Annotated in this window: 12 protein-coding genes; 6 read left to right on the top strand and 6 right to left on the bottom strand. The window is 68.9% G+C overall.

The features are described from left to right. The 4 genes from KAH28_RS06395 to KAH28_RS06380 form a co-directional block, all read left to right on the top strand. Positions 1-1,446: vitamin B12 dependent-methionine synthase activation domain-containing protein (locus KAH28_RS06395; RefSeq protein WP_290575149.1), on the top strand; the 1,446-nt coding region annotated here is incomplete at its 5' end. A 782-nt stretch (positions 1,447-2,228) separates the two neighbouring features. Continuing rightward, a complete protein-coding gene (locus tag KAH28_RS06390; RefSeq protein ID WP_290575148.1) occupies positions 2,229-3,896 on the top strand; it encodes a hypothetical protein in 1,668 nt (555 codons plus the stop codon). Positions 3,897-4,009: 113 nt separating this feature from the next. After that, complete coding sequence (locus KAH28_RS06385; protein WP_290575147.1) at positions 4,010-4,768, top strand: endonuclease/exonuclease/phosphatase family protein; 759 nt, start codon at positions 4,010-4,012, stop codon at positions 4,766-4,768. After that, on the top strand, positions 4,765-6,201 hold the full coding sequence (locus KAH28_RS06380; protein ID WP_290575146.1) for a phospholipase D-like domain-containing protein: 1,437 nt from the start codon (positions 4,765-4,767) through the stop codon (positions 6,199-6,201). The genes KAH28_RS06385 and KAH28_RS06380 overlap by 4 nt, the downstream gene beginning before the upstream one ends. 52 nt (positions 6,202-6,253) lie before the next feature. Here the strand turns inward: KAH28_RS06380 and katG are convergent, their stop codons facing one another. The 6 genes from katG to KAH28_RS06350 form a co-directional block, all read right to left on the bottom strand. Continuing rightward, the gene (katG, locus tag KAH28_RS06375) at positions 6,254-8,467 is read right to left on the bottom strand and encodes a catalase/peroxidase HPI (RefSeq protein WP_290575145.1); all 2,214 of its coding nucleotides are present in this window, start codon (positions 8,465-8,467) and stop codon (positions 6,254-6,256) included. A gap of 238 nt (positions 8,468-8,705) precedes the next feature. Further along, positions 8,706-9,506 (bottom strand): SDR family oxidoreductase, encoded by an 801-nt coding sequence (locus KAH28_RS06370; protein ID WP_290575144.1) that lies wholly within the window; start codon positions 9,504-9,506, stop codon positions 8,706-8,708. 38 nt (positions 9,507-9,544) lie between these two features. After that, positions 9,545-9,877: a TfoX/Sxy family protein gene (locus KAH28_RS06365; RefSeq protein WP_290575143.1), complete on the bottom strand. Its 333-nt coding sequence runs from the start codon at positions 9,875-9,877 to the stop codon at positions 9,545-9,547. Beyond that, positions 9,874-10,269: an MAPEG family protein gene (locus tag KAH28_RS06360; RefSeq protein WP_290575142.1), complete on the bottom strand. Its 396-nt coding sequence runs from the start codon at positions 10,267-10,269 to the stop codon at positions 9,874-9,876. Before KAH28_RS06360 ends, KAH28_RS06365 begins: the two co-directional genes overlap by 4 nt. 36 nt (positions 10,270-10,305) lie before the next feature. After that, complete coding sequence (locus KAH28_RS06355; RefSeq protein WP_290575141.1) at positions 10,306-10,782, bottom strand: cupin domain-containing protein; 477 nt, start codon at positions 10,780-10,782, stop codon at positions 10,306-10,308. Between the two features lie 14 nt (positions 10,783-10,796). Beyond that, positions 10,797-11,585 carry an SDR family oxidoreductase gene (locus KAH28_RS06350; RefSeq protein WP_290575140.1) on the bottom strand — a complete coding sequence of 263 codons (789 nt, stop codon included), beginning with the start codon at positions 11,583-11,585 and terminating at the stop codon, positions 10,797-10,799. Between the two features lie 100 nt (positions 11,586-11,685). Between KAH28_RS06350 and KAH28_RS06345 the strand changes: the two genes are divergently transcribed. Then, complete coding sequence (locus tag KAH28_RS06345) at positions 11,686-12,705, top strand: NAD(P)-dependent alcohol dehydrogenase (RefSeq protein ID WP_290575139.1); 1,020 nt, start codon at positions 11,686-11,688, stop codon at positions 12,703-12,705. Further along, positions 12,702-13,508 carry a thioesterase family protein gene (locus KAH28_RS06340; protein WP_290575138.1) on the top strand — a complete coding sequence of 269 codons (807 nt, stop codon included), beginning with the start codon at positions 12,702-12,704 and terminating at the stop codon, positions 13,506-13,508. Before KAH28_RS06345 ends, KAH28_RS06340 begins: the two co-directional genes overlap by 4 nt. Positions 13,509-13,512: the final 4 nt, after the last annotated feature.

Below are 13,512 nucleotides of genomic sequence, written 5' to 3'. Positions count from 1 at the left end.
CACGACATCGGCAAGAACATCGTCGGTGTCGTCCTCCAGTGCAACAACTTCGAGGTCATCGACCTCGGCGTCATGGTGCCTGCGCAGAAGATCCTCGACGCCGCCAAGGAGCACGACGCCGACATCATCGGCCTGTCCGGCCTGATCACGCCCAGCCTCGACGAGATGGTGCATTTCGCCAAGGAGATGGAGCGCCAGGGTCTCGACATCCCGCTGCTGGTCGGTGGCGCCACCACCTCGCGCGCGCACACCGCGGTCAAGATCGAGCCCAGCTACAAGGGCCCGGTGGTGTGGGTCAAGGACGCCTCGCGCTCGGTGCCCACCGTCGCCAAGCTGCTCGACAACGATGCCCGCGACGCGATGATCGATGAGCTCAAGGCGGACTACGCCAAGCTCCGCGAGCGCCACGCCGGCAAGAACAAGCAGGAGAAGCTGCTGCCCATCGACAAGGCGCGCGCCAACCGCAGCGTGCCGGACTGGGAAGGCTACGAGCCGGCCGTGCCGAAGCTGATCAGCGAAGCCGGCGACTCGCCCGAGTACGTGAAGGTCTTCAAGGACTACCCGCTGGCCGAGCTGCGCGACTGCATCGACTGGGGCCCCTTCTTCAACGCCTGGGAGATCAAGGGCCGCTTCCCCGACGTGCTCAACAACCCGGCATCGGGCGAGACCGCGCGCAAGCTCTACGACGAGGCCAACGCGATGCTCGACCAGATCATCGAGGAGAAGTGGCTTACCGCCAACGGCGTCATCGGCCTCTTCCCGGCCAACCAGGTCGAGCACGACGACATCGCCGTCTACAGCGACGAGTCGCGCAGCAGCGAGCGACTGCGCCTGCGCTGCCTGCGCCAGCAGAGCGAGCATCGCGAGGGCGTACCCAACCGGAGCCTCTCCGACTACGTCGCGCCGTCGGAAACCGGCCTCAAGGATTACGTCGGCGCCTTCGCCGTCACCACGGGCATCGGCAGCAGCGAGAAGGCCGAGGAATTCAAGAAGGCCAACGACGACTACAACGCCATCCTGCTCGAATCCCTCGCGGATCGTCTCGCCGAGGCCTTCGCCGAGCGCATGCACGAGCGCGTGCGCAAGGAGTTCTGGGGCTACGACCCGGACGAGGCGCTCGACAACGACGCGCTGATCCAGGAGAAGTACCGGGGCATCCGCCCGGCCCCGGGCTATCCGGCCTGCCCGGAGCACACCGAGAAGCAGGCGATCTGGGAGCTGCTCGACGTCGAGAACAACACCGGCATGCAGCTCACCGAGTCGATGGCCATGTGGCCAGGCGCCGCCGTGTCCGGGCTCTACTTCGCGCACCCCGAGTCGCGCTACTTCGTCGTCGGCCGCATCAACCGCGACCAGGTCGCCGACTACGCCAAGCGCAAGGGCTGGGAGCAGAGCGAAGCCGAGCGCTGGCTCGCCCCCAACCTCGCCTACGAGCCGGAGGACTGAGCCGCGACCGAAGCGCCAGTGGCGCTTCGCAGCGCGGCGAAGGCGGGGGCCAGGACGGCCCCCGCGCGTCACTTGGCGAGGCAGGAGCCGAGCGTAGTGACAGCCCGACCGAAGCGCCAGTGGCGCTTCGCAGCGCGGCGAAGGCGGAGGCCAGGACGGCCCCCGCGCGTCACTTGGCGAGGCAGGAATCGAGCCTGGTGAGAGCGGCCGGGTGGCGCGACGTAACGCGTGCCGGCAGATACGCGTGCGCGCCACGGCAGTGAAATGCCCGAAACTGCCACGCGTCACTCAGCGCGGCGCGGTTCGGCCGGAACATGCCCATGCACCCGCACGCCCGCACGCCCGTGCGCTGGTGCCACCGCCCGGCGCCTGTCGGGCACCTGATCCCGCGCACGCATCACACCTGGGTGTGATGACCACGCCGCCGGCGTCCGACTACGCTTGCGCCATCCACGGGAACGTGCGGCGAGCCAGGGCATGACGCGGCAGCGAGCGGCTCACGGGCCGGGCGCAACCGTGATCTTCGGCACATATTCGTTCATATCCGCTGCGATTCCCCCCGAATCGAGGTTGTTCGGGACTTACTGACGTGGAAGACTGAAGCCATGACGTGCTCAGCCAGCCATGAGCCGCAGCGGGTCGGTGGCGGTCGCCACCACCGCACCGCCGAAAGGGATCGGCGGTGATGACCTGTCCGTGCGCGGCGCGACGCCTCTTCGAGGGAGTCGTTCGTGCCCCGGCACCGGACGTTCCCGGTTGCGGCACCGAAGCCGCGACCTTCCGTGCGATCGGTCGATCGCAGCACTCCCCAGGGGAAAACAACAATGAAGACTTCAAGAGGCGTACTGATCGCGCTGCTGTCGAGCAGCGCGTTGCTTGCCGCGTGCGGCGGCGGCGGTGGCGGCGGCGGGTCCGGCACCATCGATCCGGGCGCCGAGCCCGACGCGGTGATGGAGACGATCCTCATCAAGGTGGGCGATCGCGACGCCAGCCTGCTCGACGGCGATCCGCCGGCCCCGACCAGCACCGGCAACGATCCGGTGCTGCAGGCGGCGACCCGGCAGGTCGGGGTTCCGTCGGGCGGCAGCGCCTCGCTGAGTCTGAATTTCGAGACCGGCTCGGCGCTGTCGGCTATCTTCGCCAAGGTGGTTGGTTCCGACCGCTACGCCGAGGTCCTGCTGGGCTCGGAGACCCAGTCGCGCAGTGGCACCAAGGCGCTGGAGACGGTCGTGCTGGACATCGACATACCGTCAAACATCGGCGCGGGCGAGTTCTGCGTCGCCATCAGCGGTCGTGATGCCGAGAACCTCGTCTCCAATGTCGATACCGTCTGCTTCGATGTCGACAATGCGGTCATCGATGCGCTGCAGGGCACATGGGACTTCGCGTGCGATGCAGCCGACGACGGTAGCGAATCCTTCGAGGGCTCCTGGACCTTCGATGGCACCGATGTCACCGTGACCGAATCGGTCTGGCTGAACGGGTCCTGCCTCGGCTCGCCTGAAGACAGCTACAGCGAGCAGCTCACCGTGGCCGTGGGCGAGCAGGTCCAGGCCGCGGATGGCGAGCCGGCCAGCGAGATCGACATCCGCAACCTGACCGAGGGCGGGTTCTTCTACTCGCTCGTTCGCGTCGAGGGCGATACCTTCCAGCTGGCGCGTTCCCCCGTCGGCTCAGGAGAAACTACGGAAACACGCGCGACCTCCTTCGAGCTCAACCGGACGTTCACCAGAGCGCCCGAGTCGGTCAGCTCGGCAGCGGCCTGCTTCAATCCGGTCCTGTGGCAGGAAGGCACGGAAGTGGTTCAGACGGTGCGCTACGAGGGCCGCAACGACGGTGAGTTCGGTGGCACGCCGGGCGAGCTCGAGTTCGTTGAGGAATACACCGAAACGGTGATCACCGACGGGGAGGTCACCTTCGACGGGCGCACGGCGATTCGGCTCCGTTCTCCCAGCACGGTGGACGGTGGGCAAGGTGAGCCTGTCGACGAGCTCACCTTCTTTCAGGTCGATTTCACGCGCCCCTCGTTTGCCTTGCTCGGCGACGAGATCAGAGACCCGTCGACCGGTGAACTGCTCGAGACCGAGACCCTCAATCCTGCCGCGCTCCTCGCCCCCTTCGATCTCGCCGAGGGCGAGAGCGTGACGCAGACCATCGTGATCGAAGAAAGCGATATCGAGGACAACGAGAGTGGCACGGTGCGCGCGACCACGACCTATATCGGTCGTGAGACGATCCAGATCGACGGAAGGAGCATCGAGACCTGCCGTTTCGATACCAACCTTGTCTACATCGTCGAAGAGGAGGAGGACGAGCCCTTAGTGACCCACTACTCGGTTGAATCGGGTCTGGAAGTGCTGTTCTACGAGCTCGACCCCGACAACGGCGTGCGCACCGACCAGGTCGAGGTACTCAGCGCCACCATCAACGGCGTGACCGTCGACGACTGATCGCGTCCCGCCCCTTTCCGGCCCGTCGGGCCGGATCATGCACAACGGGCCCGCTTTGGCGGGCCCGTTTCCGTTCGCGCGCCGCTCAGCACCCTGGACGTAGAATCGGGGACATGGCCGAGTCCCCCGACAAGCCGCTGCGCCTGCTGACCTACAACATCCAGGTCGGCCTGCACACGCGCGACTACGGCCACATGGTCAGCGGCGCGTGGCGCCATGTCTGGCCGTCGCGCTCGCAGAGCGGCAATCTGGAGCGCATCGCCGAGCTGCTGTCCGAGTACGATTTCGTCGCCATCCAGGAGGCCGATGCGGGCAGTCTGCGCACGCGCGACTGCAACCAGATCGAGTTCCTCGCCGAGCGCGCCGGCTTCAACCATTGCGGCTACATCGTCACGCGGGACCTGCAGCCGGTCGCGCGGCACTGCCACGGCTGGATGGCGCGCGTGGCGCCGGTGTCGCAGGAATCCCACAGCCTGGCATCGCGCATTCCCGGCCGGGCGGCCCTGCGTCTGCGCTTCGACGACGCGCTGTCGGATCTCACGCTGCTGTCGGCGCATCTGTCGCTGGGCGGCAGGGACCGCCGCCGCCAGCTCGAGCAGCTGTCGGATCTCGCGGGCGACGACCGCCGGGTGGTGCTGATGGGCGATCTCAACAGCGGGGCCGATTTCCTGCGCGACCATCCGGCGCTCCGCGCCCGGGGCTTCCGGCCGGCGCACGACGCGCCCAAGACCTACCCGAGCTGGCGGCCGCGGCGGGCGCTCGATCAGGTGCTGGTGACGCCGGATCTGGAACTGCTCTCGGTGTCGGCGCTGCCGCTGCAGCTCTCCGATCACGCGCCGCTCGCCATCGATCTGCGCGTGCCCGATTCGTGACGGTGCCTCTGGAACCGGCGCAGCTGTTCTCGGCGCTGGGCGTGCTCGCCGCGGCGGGCTATCCGCTGGCCGCTTTCTGGGCCGGCGGACACGCGCTGCTGAATGCGCGCGATCCGCGCGCGGCCTGGGGCTGGATCGCGGTCTGCCTGCTGTTCCCGCTGGCGGGCGCGCTGCTGTACTACCTCTTCGGCATCAACCGCGTGCGCCGCCGGGCGCGGATGCTGCTCGACGTCCCGGACGGGCCGGCGGCCGGCGAGGCGCTGGCGCATCTGCCGCCCATCCCGGACAGTCTCCAGGCGCTGGCGCGGACCGGTGACACGCTGACCGGGCGGCCGGCCCTGGACGGCAATCACGTGCAGCCGCTGTTCGACGGCGACGCGGCGTACCCGGCCATGCTCGCGGCCATCGACAATGCGCGCGAGACGATCTGGCTGGCGAGCTACATCTTCCGCAACGATCGCACCGGCCGCCAGTTCATGCGCGCGCTGGAGCGCGCCGTCAAGCGCGGCGTCGAGGTGCGCGTCATGATCGACGGCATCGGCGCCTACTACGGTCTGACCTTCCCGATCTTCTGGCTGCGCCGGCGCGGCATCAAGGCGGTGCGCTTCCTGCCGCCGAAGCTGTTTCCGCCCATGCTGCACATCAATCTGCGCAACCACCGAAAGCTGCTGGTGGTGGACGGACGCACCGCCTTCACCGGCGGCATCAACATCGCCGAGTACCACCGGGTCAGCGAGGCCAGCGTTCGCCACCCGGTGGTCGACGTGCACTTCCGCGTGACCGGGCCGGTGGTGTCCCAGCTGGCCCGGGCCTTCGCGGAGGACTGGCGCATGGCCGCCTGGGAGCAGCTGTCGCTGCCACCACCACCCGCGCCCGAGCCCGATGGCGCCATCGCCCGTCTCATCACCGACGGGCCCGACGACGATCTCGACAAGCTTGCCTTCATGCTGCTCGCGGCCGTGGGTGTGGCGCGCCGGCGCGTGCGCATCATGACACCCTACTTCCTGCCCTCCCCGGTGCTCACCGCGGCCCTGGAATCGGCTGCGCTGCGCGGGGTCGAGGTGATCATCGTGCTGCCAGAGAAGAGCAACCTGCGCTTCGTCGACTGGGCCACGCGCAACATGCTGTCGCCGCTACTCGTCTCCGGTGTCCGCGTGCTGCTGCAGCCGCCGCCGTTCGCGCACAGCAAGCTCTTCGTCGTCGACGACGACTACGTGCAGGTGGGCACCGCCAACATCGATCCGCGCAGCCTGCGCCTCAATTTCGAACTGGCGGTCGAATGCTACGACGAGCGGCTGGCATCCATCATCAACGGCCGCTTCGATGCCATCGAGCGCCGAAGCCGCCCGGTGGAGCACGAGGCGCTGCAGCGGCGTCGCCTTCCGGCGCGGCTGCGCGACGCCTTCTTCTGGCTGTTCTCGTCCTACCTCTAGCCGGCGGTGTTGCGCGGGCGCTCCACCACCGGAGCGCCCGCGCAGATGCGGGTCAGAGCAGGTCGAAGCGGTCCGCGTTCATGACCTTGTTCCACGCCGCGGCGAAGTCGCGCACGAACTTCTCCTGCGCGTCATCCTGGCCGTAGACCTCGGAGATGGCGCGCAGCTGCGAGTTCGAGCCCAGCACCAGGTCGACCCTTGTGCCGGTCCACTTCACCTGGTCGGTGGCGCGGTCGCGCAGCTCGAAGAGCTCCTCGTCCTCGGAGGTGGGCACCCACTTCAGGTCCATGTCGAGCAGATGGACGAAGAAGTCGTTGCTCAGCGTTCCGGGTCGCTCCGTGAACACGCCATGCGAGGAGCCGTCGGCGTTGGTGCCAAGCATGCGCATGCCGCCGACCAGCACGGTCATCTCGGGCGCGGTGAGCTTCAGCAGCTGGGCGCGATCGAGAAGCTGCTCTTCGGCCGGCACCGTGAAGCGTGCCTTGCGGTAGTTGCGGAAACCGTCCGCCTGCGGCTCGAGCGGAGCGAATGAATCGGCATCGGTCCACTCCGCCGAGGCATCGGTACGCCCCGGATGGAACGGGATCTCGATGCTGTGCCCGGCCTCGGCGGCAGCACTTTCGACCGCGGCGTTGCCGCCCAGCACGATGAGGTCGGCCAGCGAGACGCGCTTGTTGCCGGACTGCCCATCGTTGAAATCCTTCTGGATCCCCTCGAGGGTCTTCAGGATCGTGGCGAGCTGCTCGGGCCGATTGACCGCCCAGTTCTTCTGCGGCGCCAGCCGGATGCGCGCGCCATTGGCGCCGCCACGCTTGTCGGAGTCGCGATAGGTCGAGGCCGCGCCCCAGGCGGTGGACACCAGGTCGCCGACCGAAAGGCCGGAGGCGAGGATCTTCTGCTTGAGATCCGCGATGTCGCTCGTGTCGATGAGCTCGTGGTCCACCGCCGGCACCGGGTCCTGCCAGATCAGGTCCTCCTTCGGCACGTCCGGTCCGAGGTAGCGCTCCCTGGGCCCCATGTCGCGGTGGAGGAGCTTGAACCAGGCGCGCGCGAAGGCGTCCGCGAAGGCGTCCGGATTGTCGTGGAAGTGCCGCGAGATCTTCTCGTAGGCCGGGTCGAAGCGCAGCGACAGGTCGGTGGTGAGCATGGTCGGCTTGCGCTTCTTGCTCGGGTCGTGGGCGTAGGGGATGTCGGCCTCGGCATCCTTGGCCACCCACTGATAGGCCCCGGCGGGGCTCTTCTCGAGCTCCCATTCGTAGCGGAACAGACGATCGAAGAACTGCTGGCTCCACTCGGTGGGCTTGCTGGTCCAGGTGACCTCGGGCCCGCCGCCGATGGCGTCGTCACCGGCGCCCGAGCCGAAGCTGCTCTTCCAGCCCAGGCCCTGCTCGGTGATGCCGGCGGCTTCGGGCGCGGGGCCGACATGCGCGGTATCGCCGGCGCCGTGGGTCTTGCCGAAGGTATGGCCGCCGGCGATGAGCGCCACGGTTTCCTCGTCGTTCATCGCCATGCGGCTGAAGGTCTCGCGGATGTCGTGCGCGGCCTTCACCGGGTCGGGCTCGCCCTCCGGCCCTTCCGGATTGACGTAGATCAGTCCCATGTGGGTCGCGCCCAGCGGGTTCTCGAGGTCGCGCTCCTCTGAGGTGATGCGCTTGCCGGAGCCGAGCCATTCGTCCTCGGCGCCCCAGTAGATGTCCTCCTCCGGTTCCCAGATGTCCTCGCGGCCGAAGCCGAAGCCGAAGGTCCTGAAGCCCATGTCCTCGAGCGCGACATTGCCGGCCAGAACGATGAGATCGGCCCACGACAGACTGTTGCCGTACTTCTTCTTGATCGGCCACAGCAGGCGGCGTGCCTTGTCGACGTTGACGTTGTCCGGCCAGCTGTTGGTAGGCGCGAAGCGCTGCGCGCCGGTGCCGCCGCCGCCACGGCCATCGCCGATGCGGTAGGTGCCGGCGGCGTGCCAGGACATGCGGATGAACAGCGGCCCGTAGTGGCCGAAATCGGCCGGCCACCAGTCCTGGGATTCGCGCATCAGGTTCTTGAGATCCTTCTTGAGCGCTTCGACGTCAAGCTTCTTGAAGGCTTCCGCATAGTCGAAATCCGCGTCGAGCGGATCCGGCAGCGGACCGTGCTGGTGCAGAATCGAAAGATTGAGCTGGTTGGGCCACCAGTCCTGGGAGCCCTTGCCCCTTACCAGGCTCGTGCGGGCGCCGTGCATGACGGGGCACTTGCCGGCACCGTCGTTCGGTTGCGTGTTGCCTTCCATGATCGCCTCCTGCCTTGTCTCGTTCGGGTATGCGCAGTGCGCAGCTTCAGCGAACGGGACCGTGGCGGGTAGCGATCATGGTGAAGGTCCATGACGGCCGCGCGTCCCGAGTCGGGTCGGCTGCGCTCGACGCATCATCCCCCGGGACGATGCCGGAAGCCAGTAACCTCTCGCACTGTCGACGATAGCGGATGGCAATCGGCTTCCCGCAGGAGCCGAGCGCCGCCGCCGCGCCGCGTCAGGACTGCGCGAAGCGCTCGAAGCCGGTGCCGAGCGTGGACGCGCCGCCCAGCGACCAGCCGCCGTCGACCGGAATGATCGCGCCGGTGACATAGGCGGCCATCCCGCTGCCCAGCCACAGGCAGCAATCGGCGATCTCGCTGGACTGGCCGTAGCGCTTGAGCGGCACGCTCTCCATCACCGCCTGGCGCGCACCCTCGGTGGGTGCCAGGCGCTCCATGCCCTCGGTGTCGGCGATCGGGCCGGGCACCACCGAATTGACGCGCAGACCGTCACCGCCCCATTCCAGCGCACCCACGCGCGTCACCATGTCGACACCGGCTTTCGCCGAGCAGACGTGCATCTGCATGTTCATGGGCAGGAAGGCCTGCGGCGCCGAGATGTTGATCATCGATCCACCCGGCTTCTTCATCATCGGGTGTGCGGCACGCAGCACGTGATAGGTACCCAGCAGGTCGATCTCGACCACCGACTTGAAGGCGTTCGCCGACATGCCGGTGGCCTTCGCCGGGAAATTGCCGGCGGCGCCCGAGACCAGCACGTCGATGGCGCCGAAGCGCTCGTGCGCATCCTTGAGCGCCTGCTCGACCGCGGGATAGTCGCGGACGTCGGCCACGAACCCGGCCGCCTCGGCGCCCAGTTCGCGCAGCGACGCCACGGCGGCGTCGACCTTCTCCTGGCGGCGCGACAGAACGCTCACGCGGGCGCCGGCGCGGGCGAAGGCTTGTGCGACGCCGAGATTGATGCCGCTGGTGCCGCCTGCGACGAATACCGTGCGGTCGGTGTAGTCGAACGCCATACCGGGTCTCCTTGATTGCCGTGAGTAACGAAAGTTGCCTATTGTGGCAGTCCGCGTGCAGCGCGCCAGGCGAGGCGCGCCCACTCGGTGAGCGCATCCGGATCATCGATGATGCCCCCAGGCGGCTGCCGATAGGACAAGGCCACGGTGCGCCCCCCGCGGGCGTAGGTGAAAGCCGGTGCGGCGATATCGTCGAATGGCTTGCGCACCGCGTCGGCGCATTTCAGGTAAAGGGTCTGGTCGAATACCAGCCCGAACATGCGCCCCTCCCGGAACAGCCCGACACCGCCGAACATGCGTCGCGCCGATACCGGCGCCCAGTCGGCGAGCTGGTCGACCACCAGGTTCGCAAGCGCGAGATCCGCGCTCACAGCCCCTGCAGGGCCAGCCAGATGCAGCCGACGCCGCCGATCAGCAGCGCCAGGAAGCTGAGCGCGGCGCCGGCCATCCGCCCGGGCGGGAAATGCCTGGCGAAGGCCAGTGCGTAGCCATGTCCCAGGCGGCCGACCAGCAGCGCGATGCCGAAGGCATGCAGCAACAGGTCCGGCGTGCCGCCGTTCTCCAGCAGCGCCAGCAGGATGAGCAGCAGCGGCACGTATTCGGCGAAGTTGGCATGGGCGCGGATGCGGCGGTTCAGCGCCGGATCGCCGCCGTCGCCGAGGCTGACTCCGGCCGAGCCGCGCCGCTGCACGACGCGGACCGACAGGACAAGAAAGAGCAGTGCCAGCAGGCCGGCATAGAGGGTGGTAACGGGGAGCGGCATGGCTGAACTCCTTGCAGGCGGCGGAAAGGGGGGCGGTCAGCGTTCGGACTCGGATGCCGGCACGATATCGACGACGAGCGCGCGCACAGCTGTGTCGCTGCGGTTCTCCCACCAGTGGGTGACGCCGCTGCGCTCGAAGGCCACTGCGCCCGGTCCGCGCGTGATCGGCTCGGCGGCATCGTTGCGGTGCTCGACGATGCTGCCTTCGAGGATGTACGCCACGCCGGGTCGCTGCTGGTGACGGTGGACGGCGACCACGCCGCCGGGCGCGATGCGCAGCTCGCGCGCGCGCAGCACGCGATCGCTGTCGTCGGGAATCTCGCCGGCCAGCGAGACACTGCCCAGCTTGTCGACGCCCTCGATGCCGCGCGATTCCTGCGGCCCGTCGGCGCGCAGCTCGCGGGCGCGTTCGCGCTCGGTCTCGGGCGTGACGCCATGCTCGTCGCTGTCGTGGGCCAGCGCGGAGCCGGCTCCCAGTAGCAGTATCGGAATCACGATGCGTCGCCCGTTCATCGGAACCTCCGTGGTCAATTGCGCATCAGCACGGCCGCGATGCGTGCCTGCAGGACGCGTGGCGTGAAGCGCACGAAGAACACCATCAGCTGGTTGAGCAGGCCGGTTACCACACTGCTGCGGCCCCGCAGCATGGCGCGGATGCCGATCGCTGCGACCCTGGCGCTGCGCATCATGGTGGCGCGATGGAACCCGTTCAGGCGCTGCCCCGACACCGCCAGGAACTCGGTGGCCGCCACGCCCGGCGACACCACCGTGCAGCTCACGCCGGTGCCGCGCAGCTCGGCGTTGAGCGCCTCGCCGAAATGCAGCACGTAGGACTTGGCGGCCGAGTAGGCGGCGTAGCTCGGCGACGGCTGATAGCCGCCGATCGAGGCGACCTGCAGAATGCGCCCCCAGCCGCGCGTGCGCATGTCCTGCGCGAACAGCTTGGTGAGGTGGGTCAGCGCGACGATGTCGACCTGCAGCATGCGCCGCGTGTCCGGCCAGGCAATGTCCAGCTCGTTGCCGTAGAGGCCGAAGCCGGCGTTGTTGATCAGGATGTCGATCCGGTGCTGCGCCGCCAGGGTCTGGTAGAGCATCTCCGGCGTGTGCGGGTCGGCCAGGTCGGCCGCGACCACCGTGGTTCGAACATCGAAGGCGGCGCGCAGCTTCTCCGCCACTTCGTTCAGGCGGTCCTCCCGCCGCGCCACCAGGACGAGGTCGGCACCGCGGCGGGCCAGCTCGCGGGCGAAGTCGATGCCCAGCCCGCTCGATGCGCCGGTGATCAGTGCGGTGCGTCCGCCGAGATCGGCTTCCTGCATGATTCGTCTCTCCTCCCGCGCCGATGATGGCGCAGTCGCGGTGCGCGCGCATCCGCGGCGCCACGGTTATCCTCCCCGTCGATCCAAGCGGAGACCCTGAATGTCGAGCATCCGTGTCTGGGCCGCCGGGCAGGCCGGTGGCGCGCTGGCCCCGACGACCTTCGATCCCGGCCCGCTGCCGGACGACGGCGTCGAGATCGCCGTCGAGCACTGCGGGCTGTGCCACTCCGATCTGTCCATGCTGGACAACGAATGGGGGCGCAGCCAGTACCCCTTCGTTCCGGGACACGAGGTCGTCGGCCGGGTGGCCGCGCTGGGGCGCGACACTCACGGGCTCGCGGTCGGTCAGCGCGTGGGGCTCGGGTGGCTGTCGGGCTGCTGCCTCCACTGCGGGAGTTGCACGCAGGGCGATCATCATCTCTGCCGCACGGTGGAGGAGACCATCGTCGGTCGCCACGGCGGTTTCGCCGAGTCGGTGCGCGCCCACTGGCGCTGGGTGACGCCGCTCCCCGACGGCGTGGCGGGCAGCGAGGCCGGTCCGCTGTTCTGCGGCGGCATCACCGTGTTCTCGCCCCTGGTCGAGCTCGGTATCCGGCCCACCGACCGCGTCGGCGTCGTCGGCATCGGCGGGCTCGGTCATCTCGCCGTGCAGTTCGCGCGCGCCTGGGGCTGCGAGGTCACCGCCTTCACCTCCACCGAGGCCAAGGCCGACGAGGCGCGCGCCATGGGGGCGCACGAGGTCATCGCGTCGTATGACGACGCCGCGCTCAAGCGCGCCGCGGGCCGCTTCGACCTGATCATCGTCACGGTCAACGCCACGCTGCCGTGGAAGCGCTACGTCGCGGCGCTCGCGCCGCGCGGCCGTCTGCACTTCGTGGGCGCCGTGCTGGAACCGGTGCCGGTGACCGCCTTCTCGCTGATCGGCGGGCAGCGCAGCATCTCGGGTTCGCCGACCGGCAGCCCGGCGACCATCGCGACCATGCTCGACTTCTGCGCCCGCCACGATATCGTCGCGCAGACCGAGCATTTCCCGGTCGACCGGGTCAACGACGCGATCCAGCACCTGCGCGACGGCAAGGCGCGCTACCGCGTGGTGGTCGATATCGGATCCGCGGCGTGAGCGCGGATCATGTCCTCGCCGTCGACGGCGATACCGTCACGCCGTCGGTACACGCAGCCGGGCCTTGGCGCGAGGATGCGCAGCACGGCGGCGCTCCCGCCGCGCTGATGGCGTCGCTCGCCGAGGACGCCATGGCCGGCATCGAGGGCGAATGGCAACTGCGCCGACTGAGCCTGGAGCTGCCCAGGCCGGTGCCGATGGCGCCGCTGCGCATCGAGCGCGCCGTCGATGGCGGCCGCTCGGTGCAGCGCGTGCGACTGCGGCTGCGCGACGCGCAAGACCGCGTGGCGGCCGAGGCGCTGGTACTGATGCAGCGCGCCGGCGACCCCGACGGGCTGCCCGCCTTCGGCGCACCCGATGCGGCGCCCGAAGTCCCGGAACCGGAGCAGTGCCACGAGCGGGTCCGTTTCGCCGGCATGCCCGATCGGGCGGCCTTCCACGCCACCGGCATGGAGATCCGGCTCGCCGGCGGCAGCGACGCCCGTCCGGGCCCGGCCACGGCGTGGTTCCGGCCGGCCATGCCGCTGATCGCCGGGCGCGCGGACAGCGCCGTGGTTCGCGTGTGCGCGTCGGCCGATTTCTGCAACGGGCTGAGCTGGGAGACGCCCTTCGACCGCTTCGTCTTCGCCAACAGCGATCTCACCGTCCTGCTCAATCGGCCGCCGACCGGCGAATGGACCGGCAGCGCCGCGCGTACCCGCATCGAGCCCGGCGGTTTCGGCCTCAGCAGCGCCACCCTCTTCGACCGCGACGGCGTGGTCGGGTACGCCTTCCAGAACCTGCTGGTCTTTCCGCGCGCCTGACGGC

It is taken from the genome of Algiphilus sp. (assembly GCF_023145115.1).
Classification (GTDB): Bacteria; Pseudomonadota; Gammaproteobacteria; order Nevskiales; family Nevskiaceae; genus Algiphilus.
The sequence above is the reverse complement of the archived record's forward strand: the minus strand, read 5'-3'. Positions and strand labels throughout refer to the sequence as shown.